Source organism: Flavobacterium sp. UBA7680 (assembly GCF_002482975.1).
Taxonomy (GTDB): Bacteria; Bacteroidota; Bacteroidia; order Flavobacteriales; family Flavobacteriaceae; genus Flavobacterium.
This window is the reverse complement of sequence record NZ_DLHA01000019.1, coordinates 439,624-465,862: the sequence shown is the minus strand read 5'-3', so window position 1 is coordinate 465,862 and position 26,239 is coordinate 439,624. Positions and strand designations below refer to the sequence as shown.

The window sequence follows — 26,239 nt, the reverse complement described above, 5'->3', positions numbered from 1 at the left end:
TGACCACTTGTATCTATACCAAAAATTGAATGCTTAAATAAATTACTAGTTATGTTTAAAAACGTTAAAACAATCCTTGTTTTAGTTTTGTTGAGTTCATTCGGATTGAATGCACAAAATAAGGTTCCGGTTTATCTTGATGATAAAAAGCCAATTAGCGAGCGTGTAGAAGATGCGCTTTCAAGAATGACAACCGAAGAGAAAATTGCCATAATCCATGCGCAGTCAAAATTTAGTTCACCTGGTGTAAAACGCCTTGGAATTCCGGAAAACTGGATGACCGACGGACCGCACGGAATTCGTACTGAAGTAAAATGGGACGAATGGGATCAGGCAGGTTGGACAAATGATTCTTGTATTGCATTTCCGGCTTTAACCGCACTTTCTTCAACCTGGAATAAAGAATTAGCTTCTTTATACGGAAAATCAATTGGTGAAGAAGCACGTTACCGAAACAAAAACGTACTATTAGGACCTGGAGTTAACATTTACAGAAGCCCGTTAAACGGCCGTAACTTCGAATATATGGGAGAAGATCCCTTCTTAACTTCAAAAATGGTGGTTCCTTATATTAAAGGAGTTCAGTCTAATGGAGTTGCTGCCTGCGTAAAACACTTTGCCTTAAACAATCAGGAAACAAACCGTAACTCTGTAAACGTAGTGGTGGATGACCGTGCGTTGTACGAAATTTATCTTCCGGCTTTTAAAGCGGCTGTGCAAGATGGTGAAGTATGGGCAATTATGGGGTCTTATAACAAATATAAAGGACAGCAATGCTGCCACAACGAATATTTATTAAACGATATTCTTCGCGGAGAATGGGGTTTCAAAGGTGTTGTAGTTTCTGACTGGGGTGGTGTAAACGATACGAAACAAGCGATTCATAATGGTTTGGACATGGAATTTGGTTCTTGGACAAACGGACTTTCTTGGGGAACAAGTAATGCTTATGATAACTATTACTTAGCAAAACCATATTCTGAAATGATCAGAAAAGGGGAAATTGGAACGAAAGAATTAGACGAAAAAGTACGTCGTGTTTTACGTTTGGCTTTCTTAACTACAATGGATAGAAATCGCCCTTTTGGATCTTTTGGAACAGAAGAACATGCTAAAGCAGGTTTAAAAATTGCTCAGGAAGGAATTGTTTTATTACAAAACAATAACAACATTTTACCAATCGATCTTTCTAAAACTAAAAAGATTGCTGTAATTGGTGAAAATGCTATTAAAATGATGACTGTAGGAGGAGGAAGTTCTTCTCTAAAAGCACGTTACGAAATTACACCTCTTGAAGGTTTAAAGAAAAGAATTGGTAATCAGGCTGAAATCGTTTATGCTCGTGGTTACGTAGGAGATCCAACAAGTAATTATAACGGAGTTGTTGCAAAAGTAAGTTTAGAAGAAAAACGTTCTCCAGCTGAATTAACTGCTGAGGCTTTAAAAGTGGCTAAAGATGCTGATATTGTATTGTTTATTGGAGGTTTGAATAAAGCCCCAAATCAGGATGATGAAGGTCATGATCGTAAAGGATTAGAACTTTCTTATGGACAAGATAAATTAATCAGTGAATTAGCGAAAGTAAATAAGAATATTGTTTACATAAATATTTCTGGAAATGCAGTTGCAATGCCGTGGGTAAAAGAAGTTCCGGGAATTGTTCAGGGATGGTTTTTAGGAACTGAAGCTGGAAATGCTTTGGCTTCGGTTTTAGTTGGAGATGTTAACCCTTCTGGAAAATTATCTTTCACTTTCCCAGTAAAATTAGCGGATAACGGAGCACACGCTTTAGGAGAATTTCCAGGTAAAGATGAAGTAAAATACAACGAAGGAATTTTTGTTGGATACCGTTGGGCAGACAAACAAAAAATAAAGCCATTATTCTCTTTCGGACACGGATTAAGCTACACGACTTTTGCATACGGAAAAGTAACAGCTGATAAAAAACAAATTTCAAGCAGCGATAAAATTACGTTTTCTGTTACAGTAAAAAATACAGGAAGCAGAGAAGGATCTGAAGTAATACAGCTTTATATCAGCGATTTAAAATCTTCATTACCTCGTCCGATTAAAGAATTAAAAGGATTTGAGAAAGTTTCGCTAAAAGCGGGAGAAGAAAAAACAGTTACGTTTACTATCGATAAAACAGCTTTAAGCTTCTTCGACGATAAAAAACACGACTGGGTTGCTGAACCGGGAGCTTTTGAAGCAATCGTAGGAGCATCTTCAACTGATATAAAATCTAAAGTGGGCTTCTCACTTCAATAATTTCATTATTTCTAAATTGGTTGGTTGTAAAGCTGCAGTTGTAAAAAGTTGCAGCTTTGCTTTATATTTTTAGTTAGAAGTAAGACGTTTTTTAATCTTATAAAATCATAAAATGAAACAAATACTACTATTTGCCACAGCTTTTATTTTATTCCAAAATCTTTCGGCGCAAAGCCTGGAGAAAATGCAATGGTTTAATGAACCTGAAAAATGGGAAATTAAAAACAATGCTTTAATCATGAACGTAACGGCAAACAGCGATTACTGGAGAATTTCACACTACGGATTCACGGTTGATGATGCGCCTTTTTACTACGCAACTTACGGCGGTGAATTTGAAGCGAAAGTAAAAATCACCGGAAATTACATTGCCCGTTTTGACCAAATGGGATTAATGATTCGCGTTGACGAAAAAAACTACATTAAAACCGGAGTAGAATTTGTTGATGGAAAATTCAATATCAGCACCGTTGTAACACATGATAAAAGCGACTGGAGCGTAACCACTCTTGAAAAAGCACCGCCGTTTATCTGGATTAAAGCGGTTAGAAGATTAGATGCTGTCGAGGTATTTTATTCTTTTGATGATAAAAATTATATCATGACCAGAAATGCACCTTTGCAAGACAATACGCCTGTAATGGTTGGATTAATGGCTGCTTCACCAGACGGAAAAGGTTTTGAAGCTAAATTCGAAAACTTCTCTGTAAAACATTTAGCGGATCAAAGAAGATTAGAGTGGCTGAAAAACCATCAATAATAATTGTTAATTGTGAATTATAAATTATGAATTCACTGCTAACCATTAACCATTAACAATTAATAATTAACCATTATTATGAATGATATTACACCAAAAAAACATTATGAGATTCTGGATGGTTTGCGTGGAGTTGCGGCTATTTTAGTTGTTATTTTTCACATTTTTGAAACCTTTAGCGGCGGAAATCGTTTTATACAAATTATCAATCACGGTTATTTGGCCGTTGATTTCTTTTTTCTTTTATCAGGATTTGTTGTCGCTTATGCGTATGACGATCGCTGGGGGAAAATGACGCAATGGGAATTCTACAAACGCCGATTAATTCGCTTACAGCCTATGGTGATTATGGGAATGATCATTGGGGCTATATTCTATTATTTTCAGGCCTCAGATATATTGTTTCCACAAATTGCAGGAATGCCGGTGTGGAAATTAATTTTAACAATGTTTATTGGTTTCACTCTTTTGCCAATTCCGCCTTCAATGGAAATTAGAGGCTGGGGTGAAATGCATCCTTTAGATGGTCCGGCATGGTCACTTTTTTTCGAATACATCGCAAACATCTTGTACGCCCTAATTTTTCGCAGATTTTCGAATAAAGTACTGTCAGTTTTCGTACTGATATTTGCCGGACTGTTAATTAACTATACTGTTTTTGGTCCAAAAGGAGACGTGATTGGCGGCTGGTCATTAAATCTGGAGCAAATGAATGTTGGTTTCACCAGATTATTGTATCCGTTTTTTGCCGGAATTTTACTTTCCCGTTTAGGAAAATTAATCCACATAAAAGGCGCATTTTGGGTTTGCAGTATTTTGATCACAATTGTTTTGGCATTGCCAAGATTTGGAGACGAAAATACGTTATGGATGAATGGTTTATACGAATCTTTCGTTATCATTTTAATCTTCCCGATCATTGTTGCAATAGGGGCAGGCGGACAAATTAAAAGTGCTTTCTCGGCAAAAATATGCAAGCTTTTAGGCGATATTTCATATCCAATTTATATTACACATTACCCGTTAATTTATTGGTATACGGCTTGGGTTGTCGATAATAAAGTTTCCCTTGAAGACGGATTCATCCCTGGAATTGCACTTTTGGTAGCAAGTATTGTTTTAGCTTTTGTATGCTTAAAATTATACGATGAACCAGTTCGTAACTGGCTTCAGAATAAGTTTCAAAAACGTAAAATAGCGTAAAATGTACAAGGTAGAGATGCACTGCAGTGCATCTACGCAACGTATATAAAATCTTGAATTTCTAATTTTGTTAGTTATAGATATTCAAAAAAGGGATGAAATTTCATGTTTTCATCCCTTTATTTTTATGTAGAGACGCATAGCAATGCGTCTTTTTTTTTGCCACAGATTAAAAGGATTAAAATGATTTTATCTTGTATTATATACAGATGTTATAAAATTATATTGTAAGATTTTATTGTAATATATTTGTAAATATAAAAGTATCTGTTTAAAGTATATAAAAATTACCTGAGAAATGTTTGAGCCAGATGAAACCGAGAAAATGCCAATATACCAAAAGGCAGAACAAATTTTTAAATTAACACAAGGATTAGTCTATATTGTTCCTGCGGATAATGAATATTTACAGGAAACAGTAGTTCGTTTTATGTTAGAAAATGCTATGCTTATTCCAGTAAAAATTGCAGGAGCAGAAGGAGGAGATTTATATGATCTTCGTATGGAAAATGCAGCGATTATTAGAAAAGCTGCTCGAGAATTATATGTTCAGGCTGGGAGTTTACGATATGAAGAAGGGATAAAAGATCTGGATTATATTTCTTTATTAAGAAATACCATTGAAGAATTTCGTTTGCTATTTATTGATTGGGTTGCGAGTTTTGATGTTTGGAATTACATAAAAGACAGCTGGGGACTATTTAATCCACCGGGTGTAAATGCGCATGATAAAGATCCGGATGATGATATTCCGTTTAATCCAAACGATTATTTTAATTCTGATAACGATGATGATCTATAAAAATAAAAAGGAATAAATTTTATAGTTTCATCCCTTTCTATTTTGTAATTATATTTGATTACATAACGTTGCGTAGACGCACTGCTGTGCGTCTCTACGGATATACATTTCGTGAAAAAAACAGGGATGAAACTTAATAGTCTCATCCCTGTTGTATTATTTTTTGTCACAGATTTAAAGATTAAAACAATTAACACCAGCGTCAATCAGTAAAATTCGTTAAACCAGTGGGCTATCTTTAAGATTTATTCTAACACTAATGCTCCTAAAGCTTCTTTGCTAAAACCTTTTAATTGATCTGTTTTTCCGGCTTTAATTTTAGCAGTCCAATTTGGATCAGATAATAAAGGTCTTCCAACAGCAACCAAATCAAAATCGCCTCTGTCGAAACGTCTGTTTAATTCTTCTAAAGAAGTTGGCTGAGAACTTTCACCAGCAAAAGCACCAAAGAAATCTCCCGAAAGGCCAACAGAACCAACTGTAATAGTTGAAGCTCCTGTAACTTTTTTAGCCCAGCCAGCAAAGTTCAAATCAGAACCTTCAAACTCTGGTTCCCAGAAACGACGTTGCGAAGCGTGTATAATATCAACTCCGGCATCAACAAGAGGCGTAAGCCAAGCTTCTAATTCCTGCGGATTTTTAGCCAGTTTATAATTGTAATCAGAAGGTTTAAATTGAGAAAAACGCATAATCACGGCAAAATCGTTACCAACTTGTTTTCTAACTTCTTTAATCACTTCAATTGCAAAACGATTACGTTCCGGTAAAGTTTTTCCACCGTAAATGTCTTCACGTAAATTCGTTTCGGCTCTAAAGAACTGGTCAATTAAATAACCGTGCGCACCGTGAATTTCAACAGTATCAAAACCTAATCTTTTAGCATCAGCCGCAGCTTGACCAAAAGCAAGAATTGTATCTTCGATATCTTTTTCGGTCATAGTGACACCATTTCTAAAATCAGGACGGTTTAATCCAGAAGGACCTTCAAAAGGAACTGGCGGAACCCATCCTGAATGGTGGTTATCCATAATTCCCATATGCCAGATCTGCGGGCCCATTTTTCCGCCTGCAGCATGAACTTCATCAATAACTTTTTTCCATCCGTTTAAAGAAGCTTCACCGTGAAAATGTGGCACATTAGCATCATTTGATGATGAAGGTCTGTTAATAACAGTTCCTTCAGATAATATTAAACCAACTTCGCCTTCAGCTCTTTTTTGGTAGTAAGCAGCCACATCATCAGTTGGAACTCCGTTTGGAGAAAAAGAGCGCGTCATTGGCGCCATTACGATTCGGTTTTTAAGGTTTAACGATTTTAAGTTAAACGGCGAAAACAGGTTGTTTGTACTCATAAGTAATTTACAAATTAGATTGAATTAATTTACTGAGTGCTTCAAAGGCACCTTCGTTGCGTTTATAGTAAGTCCATTGTCCAACACGTTTGGCTTCGATGAAACCCGCGCGCTGCAAAATAGACAGGTATTCTGATACTGTAGATTGTGTCAAACCGGCTTTGGCCTGAATTTGTCCCACGCAAACGCCGTGTTCAAATCCGCCATGTTCCAGCTGACTGGGAAAGTTTATTTCGGGTTCCTTAAGCCATTCCAGCATTTGTAATCTGGACTTGTTAGAGAGTGCCTTAAAAAGTTCTATATTTTCCATGATGCAAATATATCGACTTTTCCCGATATATCTATTTAAAGAAAATTTTTTAGGAAAATTTTATGATGGAGGAGACGAAATGATGAAGAATTTAGGAAAGAAAAATTATATTTGCTAACGTATTAATCTCGCAAAGACGCAGAGTCGCAAAGTTTTTTTTCAATTGCCTCCAGCTTTAGCTGGAGATAGTAAGAAAGGTAAGAAAAGGGCTTTAGCCAAACTTTATATTTTTGGCTAAAGCCTTTCAAGCTAATTTTTATAAACCTCTAGCTAAAGCTGGAGGCAATTCATAGAAAAGACTTTAAAAAACTTTGCACCTCTGCACCTTTGCGAGATTAAAAAACGTTCCCCAAAACAAATAAACTTAATCAATTATGAAAAAAACTCTACTTATTTTAGGATTCTTATGTTGTGTAATAACCAGTTCAAAAGCACAGGTTGTAGGTACTGATATTGGCGATATAGCGCCAGAAATTGATCTTCCAGATAGAAAAGGAAACAATGTAGTACTTTCGTCTTTAAGAGGTTCGCTGACATTGGTTGACTTTTGGGCATCTTGGTGTGGACCATGCATTAAAGAACAACCGACTTTATTAAAATTATACAATACTTATCCTGATAAATTTTCAATTTACAGCGTTTCAATGGATACTAAAAAGCCATTATGGTTAGGAGCAATTGCAAAAGGAAAACTGCCTTGGATACAAGTAAGTGATTTAAAATACTGGAAATCTCCTGTTATTGGAGATTATATGCTGCAGTCTGTTCCATTGAATTTTTTAATTGATAAAAATGGAATTATCATAGCAAAAAATATTCACGGAAAAGCTTTAGAAGATATGGTTAATAGTTTGTTGACAGCTCAGTAATAAATAATTTGTAAAAGATGAAAGATTACATTGTACTTGCATTAATTCTTATCGTTTTTTTAACCCCATTTATATTTGCTTACTATAAAGATTATAAAAATAATCCCGTTGAGTTTATAAGAGATTTAAAAGGAATGGTAAAATTATTATTGTTAGTAGTTTGTTGTTTTTTTACAAATAAAATAATTGATTTAATTCAGCATTTTTTCAATTAATAAAGAAGTTATAAAAATAACCTTCTTTGTTTCAGATCTCAAGCTCCATGCTTTACTCCGCGATTAAACATATATAGGAAGTAGTAAAATTTAAATTAGATTATAATGCAAAAATCAATTTTAGTATTGTTCATCCTGGTTTCATTACATTGTAATTCACAAACACTTGAAACGGTTTATAAAATAAAATCATCTTATCAAAGTTGTTTAGATAAAGGCGATGACATGCAAGGTTGCGCGATTGACTATTACAATAAATCGGACAGTCTGCTAAATGTTGTTTATAAAAAATTGAAAACCAATATAAGTTCTAGAGAACAATCTAAACTAAAAAAAGAACAGCAAGAGTGGTTAAAAAAGCGCAATGAATTCTTTGAAAAAATATATTCAGATACTAAAAAAGAAGGCAATTTTAGAGAAGGAAGCAGCGATTTTACAATGATTGTGTTTGATGAAAAAGCAAAATTTGTCTTCGGAAGAGTAAAGGAACTTATCAAAAGAATTTAATTTCAATTTTTAGTTTAAATGGAATCAAATCTTTCCTTATCAGATTTCCGTACAAGATTGCAAAATAATATCGAAATAGGTTCTTTAAAAGTGAACTTAAGTCACTTTAGACTATTTCCTTTATTTGGAGGAGCAAAACCTTTTTATGGACTTTTTGATGACAAAAGTTTTCGGTTAACAATAAATTCAGCGACATCTCCCACAATTTTTATTGTCAGAGGAAATTACAAGAATATTAATAATAGGGTTAATGTGAATTACGTCGTTGAAGAAAACAGCAAATTTCAGTTACTTTGGACGAAATTCTCTCCAGTAGTTTTTCTAATATTCATTAATGTATTTTTTCTTTTCTTTGGAAGAGGTCTTAGGCGAGCTACTACAATTGTGAGTTTGTTTCTTCTTATTATCATTTTCTATTCAAGATGGAAAGAAGAAAGAAAGAGGAAAAAACTAGAACAAAAGTTTATCAGGATTTTTGAAATTAAATGAGATAAAAAAATAGAATACAGATCTTTGTCAAAGTTCCAAACTTTGACAAAGATTAAGGCTGTAAAAACTTGAAACCTGAAACAAGAAAAACCTGAAACAAAAACTTAAATATTAATAGCTCCCTGCCCGGAAGCAATCATATACGCTTCTTTTAAAGTTTCAGAATAGGTTGGGTGAGCGTATGAAATTCTGAACATATCTTCGTCTGTAACTTCATATTCCATTCCAATGACACCTTGAGCAATTAAATCTGCGGCTCGTGGGCCAATGACGTGCATTCCTAAAAGTTCACCGTATTTTGGATCAGACAGAATTTTAGAAAAACCATCTTTTTCCATTGCAGCTCTCGCTCGTGCGCTGGCTGAGAATGGAAATTTTCCAACACGATATTCGATACCTTTTTCCTTCAGTTCTTCTTCGGTATAACCAACGGAAGCCACTTCTGGCCAAGTATAAACAACACCCGGAATTAATTTGTAATTGATATGCGGCTTTTGACCGTTTATAGTTTCGGCAACAAAAATTCCTTCTTCTTCGGCTTTATGTGCGAGCATTGCTCCGGCAACAACATCGCCAATCGCATAAATATTTTCGGATTTGGTTTGCAGTTTTTCGTTTGTAACGATTCGGCCTTTTGAGTCGACTTCGATATTGGTGTTTTCCAAACCTAAACCTTCTGTATACGGTTTTCTTCCAACGGCAACTAAACAATAATCGGCAGTAATTTCCTGTGGATTATTGGAAGCATCCAAAAAACTAACCGTTGCATTCTTGCCGTTATTTTTAGCCGATTGTACTTTATGACTTAATAAAATCTTGATATTCTGTTTGGTAAAAATCTTTTTAAGTTCTTTTCCAAGATCTTTATCCATTGTAGGGATCAGGCTGTCGAAATATTCTATTATCGTAATCTCAACGCCAATTCTGGCATAAATAGAAGCCATTTCTACACCAATTACGCCTCCGCCAATAATGACAATGCTTTTTGGTTTTTCTGGTAATGAAAGTGCTTCTGTTGAAGTTATAATTCGTTCTTTATCGATTTCAACTCCGGGAATTGTAGCTGGTTTTGAACCTGTTGCAATAATGAAATAAGTCGAAGTAATTTTAGTTGAATTGCCATCGTTGTGTTTTACATTGATTTCAGAATTATTCACAAAAGAACCAATTCCTTCAAAAACCTCGATTTTGTTTTTCTTCATTAAAAAATTAAGTCCGGCAATATTCTGTTCTACAACTTCGCCTTTTCTTTTGATTAATTGTTTGAAATCTAAACTCAATTTTCCGGTTAGGATTCCGTGTGTTGCAAATTTGGTTTCTGCTGTATGATAATGTTCTGTACTGTCTAGTAATGCTTTTGTAGGGATGCAGCCCACATTTGTACACGTACCACCCAAAGCTTTATATTTTTCTACAAGGGCAGTTTTATATCCAAGCTGTGAACAACGAATTGCTGATGCATAACCGCCGGGACCAGAACCAATAACAACGATATCAAATTTTGTTTCCATAATTGATTTTTTTAAATAGTTAAAAGTACATTAGACTTAAAACTTTAAACAATCTATGTGCCTTATTTTAAGTCGATGAAATTTAAGGATTTAAAATGTATTCTGGAAGTTAATTTATTGTATTTCGCTATCTTAAAAGTTGAATTCGTGATATTTAAAAAGCAATTCCAAATTGAAAGCCAACCGTAAAAGAGGCTGGATGATCATTACCAAAACGAACAGGCAGCGGTACAGCCACAAAATAACTGCAATTATCACTTTTTATAACCGTTTTATTAAGTACAGGAGTTATACCGTATCTGCCGCTGCTTTCAAAAGCTGCCCTTCCGGCAAAAGTATAACCGTTTCCAAGCGCCACTAAAACACCGGGATGAAATAATAAATTGGTTACTTTATCACTGTCTCCCTGCACTCTAATGTTGGGAACAACTTCAAAAGAAAAACCTATCTTTTGACTCTTCCAAATATTGATTCCGGTAGGAAAACCAACAGCATAATAATCTCTAAAATTTACAGTAGTTTGTTCGCTGCTAAAAGTTGCAATAGGATGCATGATTCCAAAATATCCTGTAATTTTTGGATAAACTGTTTGAGAAAATGAATTGAAACTGAAAGAGAATAAAGCGATTAGAAAAAGGTGTCTAAATAAAATCATGATAGTTTTGTTAATTAAGAAACAAAACTATCGACAATGTGAATTTAGAAATAGAATGCTATTTACCTTTTGTATCTGAATTACTTTTCAAGGCATTTTTTCTATAAGAAGAAGGATTTTTACCCGTTTGCAGTTTGAATATTCTCGTAAAATGACTTTGGTCTGAAAACCCTGTCATGTAGGCAATTTCGGTTAAAGTATAAGTTGAATTTTGAATTAAGTTTATCGCTTTTTCAATACGTAGCTTTCGAACATATTCACCAAAATTTAAATCTTCAAAATATTTAGAAAACTCCCTTGATAAATAAGATGGATTTAATTCTAAATCATTCGAGATTTTCTTTAAATCAAAAGTAAACTGCGCATCAATTTGATCCTGAATTATATTCTTTAATTCTTTAACCCATAAAGGCGTTTTTTGACTGCTTTTTTTCTCAATTAAAAACTTATTGTAAACTTCGTGAAGTAAACTTTCGAATGGACTATTTTGCAGATGATTTTGCTTGTACAAATGTTTTGCCCAGCTGTACAATGCATCGTAGAGTTTTAAACCCGTTTCTAATAATTCGGCATCGTTTGTAATATTATGCGAAAGTCCTGCAGAAATTGCCCAGAGTCCGGCGGCTTCTTTAGCAAGATCGTGACGGTCGGTATCGGCGCCGCGAACAATTTTTGCCATAATTAAAACAGCTGGATCAGCAATTTGATATTTTTTTATAATGTAATCAAACGTACATTCTTCATTATAATGCGTAAATTCAACTTCTGGAATATCAAACGGAATCGCATCTAATTCTTTTGCTTTCTCTAAAACTTCTGTAAAAGGGACATAAATAAATTCCGCATCAGTATCAACAAAATTTTTGATCAGCCAAGGGCAGGCGATTCTGTCAATTTTAGGTCTTTCGCGGGTAATCCATTTCATTTAGCAAGTTTAATAAAATCATCATTCTCATTTGGAGTTTTCTTTACACCTCCAAAACTTGTTTTCATTAATTCTCTAATCTGGAATTGGGTTTTATTTCTAGTTACACTTTTCCATTGGTCAAAATCATAAATATGAATTTGCTCGGCATGCGGATTTGTTACAAAGAAAAGTCTTGATATAGAATACTTATAATATTTTAATTCATGCGAAATGTGACGGTCGGGTACGACAATAAGAATCGTATCCCAATCCAGAAAATTTTGGGGAACATCCTCTCTTTCAGTTAATCCAAGAGATTCAAAAAAGGCCAGTATCTTTTGATCATTATTCTTATCGATTTTTTCATCGATACGTTTAATGGTGCTAAGAAGCTTTTTTTCATCTTTAATAACACTCATAATTATCTCTGTTTTTTAAATTTTTATATAAAATTACGTCAAATCAAAGTCATTTAAAAAAGTATAGCCAATAGAATGATTCTAAATTTTTTAATCACCATTTTCAAACAGATTAATTAGAGTTTATTGCATATCTTTTGATAAAATACTATTAAATTAAGTCCTTTTTATGCTATAATTTTATCGTTCTAACTTTACCTAACCACGTTTTATGAAAATTGTTTCCTTTAAAAGAATTTTTCTGTCTGTCAGTTTTTTGCTTTCCTGTTTGACTTTCGCCCAAAATAAATCAGAAAGAGAATTGATTTTAATGGATAAAGACTGGCGTTTTTCGTTTGGTCATTTATACGATACACAAAAGGATTTTGGACACGCAGAAGGTTATTTTTCATACTTAACCAAAACCGGATTTGGCGATGGCCCGGCGGCAAAAGATTTTGATGACCGCGCCTGGAGAAAGTTAGATTTGCCACACGATTGGGCAGTTGAACAAGAGTTTAGTGAAAAAGGAAGTTTCAGCCACGGATTTAAAACGGCAGGAAAAGGTTTTCCGGAAAAAAGCATTGGCTGGTATCGAAAAAAAATTAACATTCCTGAAACCGATAATGGCAAAATTATCAGTCTAAAATTTGACGGTGTTTTTAGAAATTCAAAAGTATTTTTTAACGGCTATTATCTGGGAACAGAACAAAGCGGTTATAACGGATTTGAATATGATGTAACGGCGTACGTCAATTATGGCGGAGAAAATACAATCGTTGTTCGTGCCGATGCATCAATGGAAGAAGGCTGGTTTTATGAAGGCGCAGGGATTTACAGACATGTTTATTTACAGAAAACAAATCCGGTTCATGTTACGGCAAAGGGAACTTATGTTACTTCTGAATTTAAAAATAACGGAGCTGATGTTATTGCCGATGTTACAATTGAAAATAAAGGAAATTATAAAGGATCGATTGAAGTTGTTCAGACTGTTTTTGATCCTCAAAATAAACAAGCTGCCAATTTTTCTGAAAATATATTAGCTCCTGAATTTTACCAAACAATAAATCATAATTCAAAATTATATGTTGAACATCCACTTTTATGGAGTATCGATTCGCCAAATTTATATCGCTTAGTAACGCAGATTAAGCAAAACGGAAAAACAATTGATAATTATGAAACCACTTTTGGAATTCGAACAATTGAGTTTGATCCAGAAAATGGTTTTTTCCTTAACGGAAAACCTTTAAAATTAAAAGGAACAAATAATCATCAGGATCATGCGGGAATTGGAACGGCACTTCCAGATGAAATTCAATATTTCCGAATTAAAAAACTAAAAGAAATGGGATCGAATGCTTATCGTTGCTCGCATCATCCGCCAACACCCGAATTGCTGAAAGCTTGTGACGAGTTGGGAATGCTTGTAATTGATGAAACGCGTTTAATGGGAATTAACGATTATCATTTGAATGATTTAAAGCGAATGATGGAACGCGACCGTAATCATCCAAGTATTTTTTGCTGGTCGGTAGGAAATGAAGAGTGGAATATTGAAGGCAATATTGTGGGCGAACGCATTACGAATGTGATGCAAAATTTTGCAAAAACCATTGACCCAACAAGACCTGTAACGGTTGGAATTAGCAGCGGATTTAAAAGCGGGATTTCATCTGTTGTTGAAATTATGGGCTATAATTATCTTGGAAACGGCGATATCGATGCACACCGAAATCAATTTAAAAGCCAACCCGGAATGGGAACGGAAGAAGGTTCGACTTTTGCAACACGAGGAATTTATTTTACAGACGATGCTAAACATTATCAAAGTGCTTATGACAAAAAACCGCGCCCAAGTTTTTATAGTATTGAAGAAGGCTGGAAGTTTTATGCCGAAAGACCTTATTTAGCCGGAATGTTCATTTGGACAGGTTTTGATTATCGCGGAGAACCAACGCCTTATGGCTGGCCGTCGGTAACTTCGTATTTCGGGATGATGGATGTTTGCGGTTTCCCGAAAGACAATGTATTTTATCTAAAATCATGGTGGGGAACTGAACCTGTTCTGCATATTATGCCACATTGGAACTGGAGTGGGATGGAAGGCAAAGAAATTGATGTCTGGGTACATTCTAATTGTGATGAGGTAGAACTTTTTCTAAACAAGAAAAGTCTCGGCAAAAAGAAAATGCAGCAAAACAGCCATTTAGAATGGAAAGTAAATTATGCGCCGGGAACTCTGGAAGCCATTGGATACAAAAACGGGAAAAAAGTACTTTCAGAAATTCAGAAAACAACTGGAAAAGCAGAAAATATTAAACTTTCGGTAGATAAAGAAAATGTTCCAAATTCAAAAGTTATGGTTGTAACGGTTGAGGTTACAGATAAAAATAATCTTCATGTTCCAACAGCAAATGATGAAATTACGTTTTCTATAAAAGGCGGAAAGATTTTAGGATTAGCAAATGGAGATCCAACTTCTTTAGAAAAAGATCAGTTTCTTGATGCTATTTCATTAGTTCAAATAACGAATTTTCAGGAACAAAAAGGAGTTACGGCTAATTTGCCTCAGGAATTACAAAATTATCCCGAAAACGATTGGAAAACAGCTTTTAAAGATCGGGATTATAAAAACCAAGCACCGTCTTATATTTATAAAGGTGAATTTGAGTTAAAAAACAATTTGTCTTCCAATATTGTGAGTTTCTTTTACAAGAAAATTGGAGTTGAAACTGTGGTTTTTATCAATGGAAATAAAGTAAATGCAAGTGCCGAAGATTCTCAAAAGTATATTCTAGATTCGGCAATTTTGAAAGAAGGTAAAAATACAATTCATATCGTCGCAACTCCACTTCAAAAAATAAAAGACTGGGACGTAATGAATACTGATCCCGGAATTATTCAGGTAATAACACCAGCAGAACCTTGGAAAAGAAAACTTTTTAACGGCTATGCTCAAATCATAATCCAAAAAGAGGAAAACGCTAAAGAAGTTATTTTGTCCGCTTCCGAGAAAGGATTACGAGCTGGGAGTTTGAATTTAAAATAGTTTCAGTTTACGTATTTCAAACCCGACAGGTTTTTAAAACCTGTCGGGTTTATTCAGCATCATCAAAATTATTTTATCCTCTGAATATCATACGAAGACTGCGTTTTATCTCCGCCTAACAATTTTCCCAATTTAGAACTAATCACATAAACATTTCCATCTGAAGCCAAAGCTGCAGTTGTTGGAAAATCATCTTTACCAATATTGGTTTCGCTTATTTTTGAAGCACTTTTCCAATTGTTATTACTTGAAAAAGTATAAGTTTTTCCTAAAGCTAATCCATTTTCAACCACAACTAGATTATTGTTTTTGTCTAATTCAATTCCATCAGGTGCGCTGAAAGTTGCTCCTGTAACTTCAGTAATAATGGAAGGATTAGAAATCGAGATTTTAAACAATTTAGAATCATCTGTTTTTACCGCCAGCAAATAACCATCAGGATGAAAAACAATTCCGTTTAAACCAAACTGATTAGGCGCAGGCTGAAATAATGCATTCGTAACAAATAAAGAAGCCGTAAAACTGGTATCAATTTTATAAATATTTGGAGAAAATGAATCGGTGATATAAATATTTCCGTCAGTATCTACTGCAATGTCGTTTAAGCACGATCCGGCATTTGGAGTGAAATTTTTCAAATCGATTTCTTTAATTAAAGCACCCGAAGTAAGATTGAAAATACTTACTGTGGCAATCGTTCCGGCACTTGTGGAAGTACTTTTTTGTGAAATTCCCAAATCGGCGTTAGCCACAATTAATCGGTTTCTGGTTTCATCCGTATAAATTCCTGTTGGCAGAACCAATTTACTGCTTGTAGCAAAAACGGTAGTTTCTCCTTTTGGGTTCATTGCATAAACAGCACCTTTATACAAAGAGCTAAATAAGAATTTTTCGTTTTTAGAATCGTAATCAATTCCTTCAGGATAAAGACCAATATCTGTTACAGTATATTTACTTTGAAGAGAAACAGGAATTGAAGCCGACTTTTTTTCGCTGTCGCAAGCAGCAAAAAGAAGCGAAAAAGCGGTAATTAAAATAGTATTTTTCATTTTTATTGAATTGAAATTATTTGTCCATATTGACAATGCAAATCTGGGACAGAACAAGAAAAATAAAAATGAACTGGTTTAGGAAATTCGGTTAAACTAGTTTAACTTTTTGAGGTTTTCCGATTGCGTATTTTGCTTAAATACTCCGTGCTAAAACCAAGATAAGAAGCCAAAGCATATTGTGGAACACGTTTAGCAATTTCGGCATATTTGCTTATGAATTCGTCATAACGTTCTTCGGCAGTTTTGGTAAAATTGGATAAAAGTCTTTTTTGCTGAAAAGCAAGCGAACGCTGTGTTATAATACGCTCGAATTTTTCAAGTTTCGGAATCTCGCGTAGAAATTTCTGCTCGTCTTCATATTCAATCTGAATGAGAACCGAATCTTCCAGTGCTTCCACAAACAAAGTAGCAGGTTCCTGATAAATTAAACTGCTGTAATCAGAAATCCACCAATCTTCAATAGCAAATGATAAAGTGTGTTCTTTTCCTTCGTTATCGACTAAATAACCTCTAAAAGCGCCTTTTACAACATAACTTTTGTGTTTGCATACAAAACCCGGCTGTACAATAAACTGCCTTTTCTTTACTTTGGTAATTTTCAAAAAAGAAGCCAGATGCTTTTTTTCGTCATCTGTTAAATCAACATATCTTGAAATATAATCTATAACGGGCAGTAAATCCTTCATGCAAACAAAGATAAAAATAAAAACAAGTTCCAATATTTCAAATTCCAAATTCCAAACCTCAAAAAATAAATTCAATGCATGAAGTTATAAACCTTTGTGAAATTTTTATACGCAGATAAAGATAATCAAGCCTGAAAATTGGAATTTGGAATTTGAAATATTGGAACTTGTTTTTATTTTTATATTTGATTTTCATAACTTTGCAAAATGAATAATCAAACAGAAACTCAGAATTGCGATTTTACTTCAGATTTAAAGCTGAAGGGATTTAAAGTATATCAGATAAATGGAGATTTAAGTAAAATTCCCGTTTACAGCCGCAGGGATTTTTATAAAATCTGCATCAATACGAGTAAAAGTATTATACAATATGCTGACCGCGGAATAGAAACCGACGGAACGATTCTGTTTTTCGGTAATCCGATTATTCCATATTCTTGGGAAACCGTTTCTGAAGGTTATGAAGGTTACGCCTGTGTTTTTACCGAAGAATTTCTGAGAGCAAAAGACCGTTCAGAAACACTTCACGAATCACCTTTGTTTAAAATAGGAGGAACGCCAATTTTTTCTTTAAATGCTGAACAAAAGGTATTTATAGATTCATTGTTTCAAAAAATGATCGAAGAATATGAAACTGATTATGTTTTTAAAGACGATTTAATGCGCAGTTATGTCAACTTGATTATTCATGAATCGATGAAAATGCAGCCGTCAGATAATTTCTTTAAACATAGAAATGCATCTGCGAGAATTACCTCTTTATTTTTAGAATTATTAGAAAGACAATTTCCAATCGAAACTAAAAACGAACCTTTGGCTTTAAAAACGCCGCAGGATTATGCACAGAGTCTTGCTGTACATGTAAACCACTTAAATCGTTCTGTAAAAGAAGTTACGGGAAAACCAACAACGGCGCATATTACAGAAAGAGTTATCAATGAAGCAAAAGCTTTGTTACAGCATACTGACTGGAGTATTTCAGATATTGGTTATTCGCTTGGATTTGAATATCCGAGTTATTTTAATAATTATTTTAAAAGACTTACAGGAACGATTCCAAAATCGTTAAGAATGTAAATTGTTTCAATTTCATAATTTTTTGTTTGAATATTGTTATTTCCGGAAAGCATTCCTTTCCTAATTTTGCCTTTGAAATTACGATACTAAATAAGTTATCAGTTTTCAGCAAACTAAATAAATACTTCATAAAGCGGATCCTAGCTTTCTAAATTTAGTTTATAATTCTGATAATGAATAATATAAGTAGTTTTAAATAAAGTCAATCTCAAAAAAATAACTAAATTTATGTCAACAAATTATTCAGCCGTTATCGAAGAAGGAAAAGTCCCTAGTGCATATATGACGGGCGACGTTTCATACAAGAAGCAAAGCAGTGATATTCATCCTGAAAATACTGTTATTAAGGAAGTTACTTTTGAACCTTGTGCAAGAAGCAACTGGCATATTAATGCAAGTCTGCACATGATTATTGCAAAAGAAGGAATAGGTTATTATCAGGAAAGAGGAAGCGCAGTCCGTATACTTCTTAAAGATGAAGTAGTGACGATTCTGCCGGGAGTAGAACATTGGTATGGAGCAACTCCATTTGACAAGTTCTCGTATGTCGCCATTATCACAGAAATTGATAAAGGCCACGGAACCTGGTTAGAAAAAGTAACCGATGGAGAGTATTTCGTTTTGAGTCACTAAGTTTCTAAGATGCTAAAGGACTAAGTTTTCTAAAACTTGAAACCTGAAACCTGAAACAAAAACTTGAAACAAACCAAAACCTGAAACAAAAAAACAAACTATATGGAAACAAAAAACATAAAAGCCTTTGGTACAGAAGCTGCTGAAGCGCCATTAAAAACCTTAGATATTCAGCGCCGTGCAGTGCAGGCACATGATGTTGAAATTGAAATTTTGTATTGCGGAATCTGTCACTCTGATTTACACTCAGCAAGAAACGAATGGCACGGAACTATTTATCCAATTGTTCCGGGACATGAAATCGTAGGCCGAATTGTAAAAGTAGGTGAGCATGTTAAAAATTTCAAAGTTGGAGAATTTGCCGGAGTGGGCTGTATGGTTGATTCATGCAGAGAATGTGACAACTGCAAAAACGATTTAGAGCAATATTGTGATGAAGGAAGTATTTTGACATTCAATTCTCCAGATAAACATTTAGGCGGGATCCAGACTTTTGGAGGTTATTCTCAAAGTATTGTGGTTGATGAAAGCTTTGTATTGCACATTTCAGATAAATTAGACCTTGCCGGAGTTGCACCTTTATTATGTGCCGGAATTACAACTTATTCTCCATTAAAACATTGGAATGTTGGTCCTGGTCAAAAAGTTGGAATTGTTGGAATTGGTGGTTTAGGCCACATGGGAATCAAATTAGCAAAAGCTATGGGCGCTCATGTTGTTGTATTTACAACTAATTTATCTAAAACAGAAGATGCAAAACGTCTAGGTGCAGATGAGGTTGTTTTATCAACAGATCCTGAACAAATGGCTAAACATGCAAAAAGTCTGAATTTTATCTTAGACTGCGTTTCTGCTGAACACAGTATCGATTCATATCTAAATTTATTAAAAGTAGACGGAACATTGACTTTAGTTGGTGCTCCAATGGATCCGCTTCCTGTAACGTCATTCAGTCTTATATTAGGAAGAAGAAGTTTCGCAGGTTCTGCAATTGGCGGAATTGCTGAAACTCAGGAAATGCTGGACTTCTGTGCAGAACACAATATTACTGCTGATATTGAGGTAATTGGTGTAAATGAAGTTAACAATGCTTATGAAAGATTACTAAAAGGTGATATCAAATATCGTTTTGTGATTGATATGGCGTCTTTAAAATAAGTTACTAAGGTTCTGAGATACTAAGATACTAAGTTTTTTCTTAGTAACTCAGAACCTTAGCATCTTAGAATCTAAAAAAAAACAAACCCCTCAAGCAATTCAACTCTTGAGGGGTTCTTTTTGCAAAGATTTGGGGTTCTTAGATTTTAAGCTGCTCAAAAGCATATCACTTAGAATCTTAGAAACTCAGAACCTTAGCTTCTTAAAAATAAATAATAACCAATTAAATTTATTTTACTTTTTGTCCAGATTTTGTTTCAGCAATTTAGCATGTTCTAAATGCGAAGTCAATCCTGCGATATTGTTCGTTGCCCAAAGCTTAACATCTTCGTCGTGTGCATCTTTAGCTGCTTTTTGAAGTTTGTCAATTGCTTTTTGGTGACCGTCGATCATCATATCGGCGAATTTTTTATCAAAATCAAGACCTGATTTTTCGTTTAGTTTGTTGTATTCTTCTTGTCCTTCTTCAGTAAGTGAACTTGGCAGAGTAAAGTTTTTAGCTTTTGCTAAAGCACTTACTTCAGATGCCGATTTAGTATGCTCATCAACAAGCATTTTACCAAATTTTTTCACTTCGGTATTGGTGCTTTTTTGTTGTGCCAATTTTCCTATTTCGATTTCAGCCAGGTTAATTTCAGCCTGATCTACTAAAAATTCAGAATCATCTTCTACATTGTCAATAGAGTCAAATTTGGCTTCATTAGCATCTTCTGCAACTTCTTTTGGATCTTCTTGTTTGGTTTCATTTTTACACGAATTCAGGAATATAATAATAAGTCCCGCTCCTAAAATTACTTTACTGGCTAATAGTATCTTTTTCATGATTTATAGTTTATATGTTATCATGTAAAATTATTCAGAAGTTACAGAAATGTCTTATAGGATTCTGAGAGATTGTTATATGATTTGGATATAGAAATTAAATGAGTATAAATACGCATTGTTTTGAATTTAAATTCTTAGTATACTTGTGTATCAACATAAATTTTATTTTCCCTCTATTGTTTTAATAGAGGCTTAATCGAAATTCTTCTTAAAATGATACCAACAAGTGAGCAAGAAAAAATTTTTAATTTTATCAAATTTGATTCAAATCATGGTATAATTGATGCGGTTGCAGGGTCTGGAAAGACTACTACAATTATAAATAGTATTGATTTTGTTCAAAATGATAAAACCTTACTTTTTTGTGCATTTAATAAAAGTATACGAGACGAAATTCAGGAAAGAATTTTAAACAAGAAAAAGAATAATATCGTTGTAAAGAATTTACATCAGCTTGGATTTGATATTCTAAAATCCAATTCAGAATTGCCTTATAAAGTTCTAGATAGAAAATACAATGATTTAATTAATAAATCTTTATCAACTTATAATGAAAGAAATATCATAAAATATCTAGAGTTATATTATGTAGATGTTAACCCCAAAAAAAATAGCTTTGAAGAAAATATTCTTAAAACGCATGTTGCAATATTTAAAAACAAACTTTTAGATATTGTCAATAAATTTAGATTAACATTAACTAAAGATAATTTTGATGACTTTAAACAAATGTTATTCCATTATAATATAATTGACATAAAAAAAACTCCAGAAAAAAATATTGATAAAATTGTTAATGTATTATTTGAAGCAAGTCAGCTTATAATTGAAGAAGGAAACACATTAGCAAAGAAATTAAATATTATTGATTTAAGTGATATGTTATATTTACCTCGTGTTTTCGAGTATTATCCTAATTATAGTTATGATATTTTATTTATAGATGAATGCCAAGACTTATCGAAATCACAATTAGCAGTAGCTCTAAAATACGTGAAAAAAACAGGAAGAGTTATTGCTGTTGGAGACCCTTTCCAATCAATATATGGGTTTACTGGTGCAGATATTGATTCATTTGAAAGATTCGGTCAGATACTAAAAAATAATATTAAACTAACGTTGTCATTTTGTTTTAGATGTCCAAATAATGTTATAGAATTTGCTCAGAATTTTCGTCGAGATATAAAACCATTTAAAGATAAAAATGGTATAATTGAAAAGATAGAGTTCGAAAAAGTAATTAATGTTGTTCAAAACAGTGATTTAATAATAAGTAGAACTAAAGCTCCTTTAACAATATTATTGTTTATATTAATTGAAAATAATAAACGTGTCGATATTCATCAAGATGACGTTAAAGATTTGTTTAATGAATTAAAATTCTTATTTACTAATGAAGAATTAAATGAAATCAATATTTTAAAAAATAATTATGATTTTTTTGAGAAGGTAAAGGATAGGAATTTGCATTTTTTAAATCAAAAAGTAAAAAAACTTTCAAACTCAGAAAATAAGGAAGAATTTATTAATTCAGAAACTAAGTATATTGAAAGAAGATTGAATTTTTTGCAAAGACAAATATCTGTTCAACAAAATGTTATTAATTTAAATGATTTGATAAAACGAATTGAATATTTAGTTACTGATAATAAGGATGCGATAAAACTTTCAACAATACATAAAGCGAAAGGATTGGAGAACGAAAGAGTTTTTATTTTAGATTTTAATAAATTACCCATAAAAAATGATAATCAACAACCTTGGGAAGTTAAACAGGAAATTAACTTAAAATATGTTGCATTAACAAGAGCGAAGCATACCCTTTATTTAGTGGATTCGATTAAAGAAGAACAAAATAAAACTGAAGGGAATTTATTTGATGAAATTGAAGATATTTGGTAAAGAAGATTTATATCCAAAGGAAATTAAAGAGTAAAAGTAAGTTAAGACTTAATTAAAATCCCATTCTTGAAACGAATGGGATTTTTTTACCGTTTACTTAAGTATTTTGATTGTGAATGCAAGGCTTGTATAATTTTTGAATAGACATTTTATAGTGAAAATGAATTAATACTTGTATGAAAATATTTTATATTTTGGCACCATCAAAAACAAACATTTTTAAATTAATAACTAAATGAAAACTAAATCTATTACATCTTTAGCTCGTATTTTATTCTTATCCACTTTTATTTTTTGTTGTGCTGTATCAACTTCAACGGCACAAAATTTGACTTTTAATCCAAGGAAAACAGACAATGGCTTAATTTTCGGTTCCCTTACTTTTCCTGCTGAAAAAGCAAAATTCAATGGATATTTTATGTTAATAAGTTATAAGTCGACTGATCCCAAGTTATCTAGGAAATATTCAAAAGAAGTACATTTTATTCCTGCACAAATTACAAGAATGAGGCACAAAGGAGATTTAGATGGCGGATTGACATATCTTTTTGCAGTTGAAAAACCAGAAGGGGAGTATGTAATTACAAATATTCGACTCTTTACAAATAGTGGTTTTGCAGTTCTTCAGAGAAACGGTAATATCAATGGTTTTTCAATTCCTTTTAAAGTAGCCAAAGGAGAGATTTTGTATATTGGGAATATTCAATTTGATGAAGTTGCTTTGAAAAATGATGTTAAAGACATTAAAGAAATTATTAAGTATCAAAATAATTTTGAAAAAGATCTTGCCGGAATTAAAAAAGCAGAACCATTTGTTTATTGGGATGCAGCAAAAAAGGATGATTCAATTCAAATTTCTTATGAAGAAGTGGCACAATAATGAATCAACGTTATTGTAATCTTATTAAAAATCACCTTAGAACAAAATGAAAAAACTCCTAGTTTCCATATTATTCCTTGTAAATATCAGTGTTTCCGCGCAAGCATATTTCCCAGGTTTTGATAATTTGTTTTTGGGCAATAATACTGATGAATCACTTTTTAGTCCAGAACTCAATTATTTTAGAGATGGATTAAAAGTAACAAGTAAATTGTTATTTATTAAAGATTTGCAAACATCTTCTTCGAGATCTGCCGCATTTTATAGTTTTCAAGTTATCCCGAGATCTGATTTGCAGTATGATTTTTTAAATAGTGGAGTATTTTTAAAATTCAATGTAAATGTTAAAGAAAAATATCCATCATTTGATGTTATTTTCAATGAATTTGTAAATGAAGATAAAGAAAGCGGAAACGGAAGAATCGATTTATACAATAAAGGACTTTCTATATTATTTAGTGAAATGGATGTAAAAGTATTTGATTTTCAAAAAAAGACCTCTTCAAAAGATCTCAAAGCAGAGTTTTTAATATCAGATATTGAATACAAAATTGATAAGACAAACTTAGAAATTGTCTTTAAAGGAAGTTTTACAACTGATATCAATATTAAAGGAAAGAAGATTAAAAAAGAAATCCTCTCAAAATTAACTTTAAACGCAGATAAAGAAGGTTTTGGTATTTCTTACATGGATCCAAAAAGCAATAAGAAAAAATATATAGTTGAGAAAGATATATAATTAAGAAGAATATTAAAAACAAAAAATCCCATTCAGATAATGAATGGGATTTTTTGTTTTTAAATACACAAGCGATTTCTTGTTCCTCGAAATGACAAGATTACGCATAATCTAAAATCTAAAATCTGCAATCTAAAATAATCTAAAGTCTACAATCTTAATTATGAAAGTAATAACCAAAATTGTATAACAGAAAAAATCTTTCTTTTTGGGAACTTTGATATAACCATACAACTATTACTAATCTAAATTTTTACGTCATGCCAGATCCAAGAATTAAAAACGAGGCACAATACGAAGCTCTAGTGAAGAAGGGTTACAGTAAAGAGAAGTCGGCGCGTATTGCCAATACGCCAGATGCAGGAGAAAAAGGCGGAAGAGCAAAGCCTTATGAAGAATGGACAAAAGATGAACTTTATCAACAAGCAAGAAAAGTAGGTGTTTCAGGACGTTCTTATATGAATAAAAAAAGCCTGATTAAATCACTGCGAACAAATTAAGATATAAATGCCTCAGATGTCACAGATTCTCGCAGATTATGCGGAAAGAGTATTAAGTAGTTAGAAAAATCTTTTGAATCTGTGACATCTGAGGTAAAAAAAAATAAAACGACCATGAATACCGCCAGAACCCAAAAACTAATGACACAGCTAATTAAAACCCCGCATTTAGTGCTGGAAAAATTAGAATTAGTTTATGTAAACAATCAAAATTTGCCAATTGAAAGATGTGAGGGAGATGATGGTTTTGTTTATAAAAAAAACGGACGCTGCATTAAGCAAAAAAGTGAAATAAAGCGTTTTAACAGCCTGGTTTTACCACCGGCGTGGGTAAATGTAAAAATCTCGGATTTATCAAACGGGCATTTACAGGCGGTGGGTTTAGATGTTAAAAACAGAAAACAATATCGGTATCATCCAAAATGGAATTTAATCCGCAATCAAACCAAGTTTTACAAAATCGCAGAATTCGGACAAAAGCTTCCCGCTATACGAAAACAAGTTGATATCGATTTAGAACAAAAAGAATGGTCGAAAGAAAAAGTAATTGCCCTGGTGATTCGGTTAATGGAAGAAACCCATATCCGAATTGGAAATGAAAAATACGCCAAAGACAATAAATCATACGGACTTTCGACTTTACGTAAAAGACACATCAACATCAATAAAAATTCCCTCCGTTTTGAATTCATCGGAAAAAAAGGAAAACAGCATACGATTACCACAAGAAACAAACAATTGATCAAACTTGTTAGCCGTTGCGAAGAAATTCCGGGTTGGGAAGTTTTTAAATATTACGACAAAAACGGCGAAAGAAAGGTTTTAGACAGTCACATGGTCAATGAATATCTGCACAATATTTCGGGCGAATATTTTAGTGCCAAAGACTTTAGAACCTGGGCAGCCTCGATTATATTCTTTGAAAGTTTGATGGAATTAGGTGTTACATCAGACGAAAAAGAAATCAAAAAAAATATTGTTCTGGCTTATGATGCCACAGCAGAAGCACTCGGAAATACCAGAAATGTCTGCAAGAATTATTACGTTCATCCTTTGTTGGTCACAACTTATGAAGATGGATCGATTCAGTCGTATTTTGATAAAGTAAAAAAGAGCCGAAGCACAAAAAAGTACTTTTCAAAAAGCGAAAGCGCCTTTGCAGAATTGATCGAGAATTATCAAGTCAATTTGCAGTAAAAATCTAAGAGTTAATGCACCTCTTTCAAAAGCATAAAGTTTGAAAAACAAACAAAATCAGTATTAACTAAAAATCAATTATTATGTTACGTTGGACAGTCATATTTATTATTCTGGCAATTATTGCAGGGATATTTGGTTTTGGTGGTATCGCCGCTGGAGCCGCTAGTATAGCAAAAATTTTATTTTTCATATTCTTAGTATTGTTTATTATTTCGCTGATAAGCGGAAGAAGAAGTGTTTAATACTTGGATTCAGTAAAATAAGAACGAAATTAAAAACGGCACAT

At 33.1% G+C, this 26,239-nt stretch carries 27 protein-coding genes; 18 read left to right on the top strand and 9 right to left on the bottom strand.

From position 1 onward, the window contains the following. Positions 1 to 51 precede the first annotated feature (51 nt). The 4 genes from B3C18_RS06970 to B3C18_RS06955 all read left to right on the top strand — a co-directional run bounded on the left by B3C18_RS06970 (position 52) and on the right by B3C18_RS06955 (position 5,033). Positions 52 to 2,268 (top strand): glycoside hydrolase family 3 C-terminal domain-containing protein, encoded by a 2,217-nt coding sequence (locus B3C18_RS06970; RefSeq protein ID WP_291144452.1) that lies wholly within the window; start codon positions 52 to 54, stop codon positions 2,266 to 2,268. A 112-nt stretch (positions 2,269 to 2,380) separates the two neighbouring features. Further along, on the top strand, positions 2,381 to 3,028 hold the full coding sequence (locus B3C18_RS06965) for a DUF1349 domain-containing protein (protein ID WP_291144449.1): 648 nt from the start codon (positions 2,381 to 2,383) through the stop codon (positions 3,026 to 3,028). A gap of 78 nt (positions 3,029 to 3,106) precedes the next feature. Further along, positions 3,107 to 4,231, top strand: coding sequence for an acyltransferase family protein (locus tag B3C18_RS06960; protein WP_291144446.1), 1,125 nt, complete (start codon positions 3,107 to 3,109; stop codon positions 4,229 to 4,231). A gap of 298 nt (positions 4,232 to 4,529) precedes the next feature. Then, a complete protein-coding gene (locus tag B3C18_RS06955) occupies positions 4,530 to 5,033 on the top strand; it encodes a hypothetical protein (protein WP_291144444.1) in 504 nt (167 codons plus the stop codon). A 245-nt stretch (positions 5,034 to 5,278) separates the two neighbouring features. Here the strand turns inward: B3C18_RS06955 and B3C18_RS06950 are convergent, their stop codons facing one another. Both B3C18_RS06950 and B3C18_RS06945 read right to left on the bottom strand, forming a co-directional pair. Continuing rightward, positions 5,279 to 6,385 carry an NADH:flavin oxidoreductase gene (locus B3C18_RS06950; protein WP_291144441.1) on the bottom strand — a complete coding sequence of 369 codons (1,107 nt, stop codon included), beginning with the start codon at positions 6,383 to 6,385 and terminating at the stop codon, positions 5,279 to 5,281. A gap of 7 nt (positions 6,386 to 6,392) precedes the next feature. Then, positions 6,393 to 6,695 (bottom strand): ArsR/SmtB family transcription factor, encoded by a 303-nt coding sequence (locus tag B3C18_RS06945; RefSeq protein WP_035644774.1) that lies wholly within the window; start codon positions 6,693 to 6,695, stop codon positions 6,393 to 6,395. Positions 6,696 to 7,069: 374 nt separating this feature from the next. Here B3C18_RS06945 and B3C18_RS06940 point away from each other — a divergent pair, with 374 nt between their 5' ends. The 4 genes from B3C18_RS06940 to B3C18_RS06925 all read left to right on the top strand — a co-directional run bounded on the left by B3C18_RS06940 (position 7,070) and on the right by B3C18_RS06925 (position 8,775). Then, entirely contained in the window at positions 7,070 to 7,564 is a 495-nt protein-coding gene (locus B3C18_RS06940; protein WP_291144438.1) for a TlpA family protein disulfide reductase, read from the top strand. Between the two features lie 17 nt (positions 7,565 to 7,581). Continuing rightward, entirely contained in the window at positions 7,582 to 7,779 is a 198-nt protein-coding gene (locus tag B3C18_RS06935; protein ID WP_073481987.1) for a hypothetical protein, read from the top strand. 105 nt (positions 7,780 to 7,884) lie between these two features. Next, positions 7,885 to 8,286: a lysozyme inhibitor LprI family protein gene (locus B3C18_RS06930; RefSeq protein ID WP_291144431.1), complete on the top strand. Its 402-nt coding sequence runs from the start codon at positions 7,885 to 7,887 to the stop codon at positions 8,284 to 8,286. Positions 8,287 to 8,304: 18 nt separating this feature from the next. After that, positions 8,305 to 8,775, top strand: coding sequence for a hypothetical protein (locus B3C18_RS06925; RefSeq protein WP_291144429.1), 471 nt, complete (start codon positions 8,305 to 8,307; stop codon positions 8,773 to 8,775). Between the two features lie 104 nt (positions 8,776 to 8,879). On the opposite strand, the gene lpdA is transcribed toward B3C18_RS06925, so the two are convergent. The 4 genes from lpdA to B3C18_RS06905 form a co-directional block, all read right to left on the bottom strand. Then, positions 8,880 to 10,286 carry a dihydrolipoyl dehydrogenase gene (gene lpdA, locus B3C18_RS06920; RefSeq protein ID WP_291144426.1) on the bottom strand — a complete coding sequence of 469 codons (1,407 nt, stop codon included), beginning with the start codon at positions 10,284 to 10,286 and terminating at the stop codon, positions 8,880 to 8,882. Between the two features lie 154 nt (positions 10,287 to 10,440). Next, the gene (locus tag B3C18_RS06915; protein ID WP_291144423.1) at positions 10,441 to 10,941 is read right to left on the bottom strand and encodes a hypothetical protein; all 501 of its coding nucleotides are present in this window, start codon (positions 10,939 to 10,941) and stop codon (positions 10,441 to 10,443) included. Between the two features lie 58 nt (positions 10,942 to 10,999). Next, the gene (locus B3C18_RS06910) at positions 11,000 to 11,866 is read right to left on the bottom strand and encodes a chromate resistance protein ChrB domain-containing protein (RefSeq protein ID WP_291144419.1); all 867 of its coding nucleotides are present in this window, start codon (positions 11,864 to 11,866) and stop codon (positions 11,000 to 11,002) included. After that, entirely contained in the window at positions 11,863 to 12,267 is a 405-nt protein-coding gene (locus B3C18_RS06905; RefSeq protein ID WP_291144416.1) for a hypothetical protein, read from the bottom strand. The genes B3C18_RS06910 and B3C18_RS06905 overlap by 4 nt, the downstream gene beginning before the upstream one ends. A 211-nt stretch (positions 12,268 to 12,478) precedes the next feature. Here B3C18_RS06905 and galA point away from each other — a divergent pair, with 211 nt between their 5' ends. Beyond that, positions 12,479 to 15,301, top strand: coding sequence for a beta-galactosidase GalA (gene galA / locus B3C18_RS06900; RefSeq protein WP_291144413.1), 2,823 nt, complete (start codon positions 12,479 to 12,481; stop codon positions 15,299 to 15,301). Between the two features lie 68 nt (positions 15,302 to 15,369). On the opposite strand, the gene B3C18_RS06895 is transcribed toward galA, so the two are convergent. After that, positions 15,370 to 16,350 carry an SMP-30/gluconolactonase/LRE family protein gene (locus tag B3C18_RS06895; protein ID WP_291144410.1) on the bottom strand — a complete coding sequence of 327 codons (981 nt, stop codon included), beginning with the start codon at positions 16,348 to 16,350 and terminating at the stop codon, positions 15,370 to 15,372. Positions 16,351 to 16,451: 101 nt separating this feature from the next. Next, positions 16,452 to 17,039 (bottom strand): Crp/Fnr family transcriptional regulator, encoded by a 588-nt coding sequence (locus tag B3C18_RS06890; RefSeq protein ID WP_291144407.1) that lies wholly within the window; start codon positions 17,037 to 17,039, stop codon positions 16,452 to 16,454. 207 nt (positions 17,040 to 17,246) lie between these two features. Here B3C18_RS06890 and B3C18_RS06885 point away from each other — a divergent pair, with 207 nt between their 5' ends. From B3C18_RS06885 to B3C18_RS06875, 3 genes are all read left to right on the top strand, one after another. Next, complete coding sequence (locus B3C18_RS06885) at positions 17,247 to 18,116, top strand: helix-turn-helix domain-containing protein (protein ID WP_291144404.1); 870 nt, start codon at positions 17,247 to 17,249, stop codon at positions 18,114 to 18,116. A gap of 228 nt (positions 18,117 to 18,344) precedes the next feature. Beyond that, the gene (locus B3C18_RS06880; protein WP_291144401.1) at positions 18,345 to 18,749 is read left to right on the top strand and encodes a cupin domain-containing protein; all 405 of its coding nucleotides are present in this window, start codon (positions 18,345 to 18,347) and stop codon (positions 18,747 to 18,749) included. A gap of 102 nt (positions 18,750 to 18,851) precedes the next feature. Then, entirely contained in the window at positions 18,852 to 19,907 is a 1,056-nt protein-coding gene (locus B3C18_RS06875) for an NAD(P)-dependent alcohol dehydrogenase (protein WP_291144398.1), read from the top strand. Between the two features lie 234 nt (positions 19,908 to 20,141). Here B3C18_RS06875 and B3C18_RS06870 read toward each other — a convergent pair whose 3' ends face one another. Next, entirely contained in the window at positions 20,142 to 20,729 is a 588-nt protein-coding gene (locus B3C18_RS06870) for a DUF4142 domain-containing protein (protein ID WP_291144395.1), read from the bottom strand. A gap of 216 nt (positions 20,730 to 20,945) precedes the next feature. Here B3C18_RS06870 and B3C18_RS06865 point away from each other — a divergent pair, with 216 nt between their 5' ends. From B3C18_RS06865 to B3C18_RS06840, 6 genes are all read left to right on the top strand, one after another. Then, entirely contained in the window at positions 20,946 to 22,634 is a 1,689-nt protein-coding gene (locus B3C18_RS06865) for an ATP-dependent helicase (protein WP_291144392.1), read from the top strand. A 235-nt stretch (positions 22,635 to 22,869) separates the two neighbouring features. Continuing rightward, the gene (locus tag B3C18_RS06860) at positions 22,870 to 23,514 is read left to right on the top strand and encodes a hypothetical protein (RefSeq protein WP_291144390.1); all 645 of its coding nucleotides are present in this window, start codon (positions 22,870 to 22,872) and stop codon (positions 23,512 to 23,514) included. 46 nt (positions 23,515 to 23,560) lie between these two features. Further along, entirely contained in the window at positions 23,561 to 24,253 is a 693-nt protein-coding gene (locus tag B3C18_RS06855) for a hypothetical protein (RefSeq protein WP_291144387.1), read from the top strand. A gap of 260 nt (positions 24,254 to 24,513) precedes the next feature. Continuing rightward, on the top strand, positions 24,514 to 24,753 hold the full coding sequence (locus B3C18_RS06850) for a DUF7218 family protein (protein WP_291144385.1): 240 nt from the start codon (positions 24,514 to 24,516) through the stop codon (positions 24,751 to 24,753). A 114-nt stretch (positions 24,754 to 24,867) separates the two neighbouring features. After that, positions 24,868 to 25,950: a DNA topoisomerase IB gene (locus tag B3C18_RS06845; RefSeq protein WP_291144382.1), complete on the top strand. Its 1,083-nt coding sequence runs from the start codon at positions 24,868 to 24,870 to the stop codon at positions 25,948 to 25,950. A gap of 83 nt (positions 25,951 to 26,033) precedes the next feature. Next, positions 26,034 to 26,195, top strand: a complete 162-nt coding sequence (locus B3C18_RS06840; protein WP_035644678.1) for a DUF1328 family protein — start codon at positions 26,034 to 26,036, stop codon at positions 26,193 to 26,195. The last annotated feature ends 44 nt before the right edge of the window (positions 26,196 to 26,239 follow it).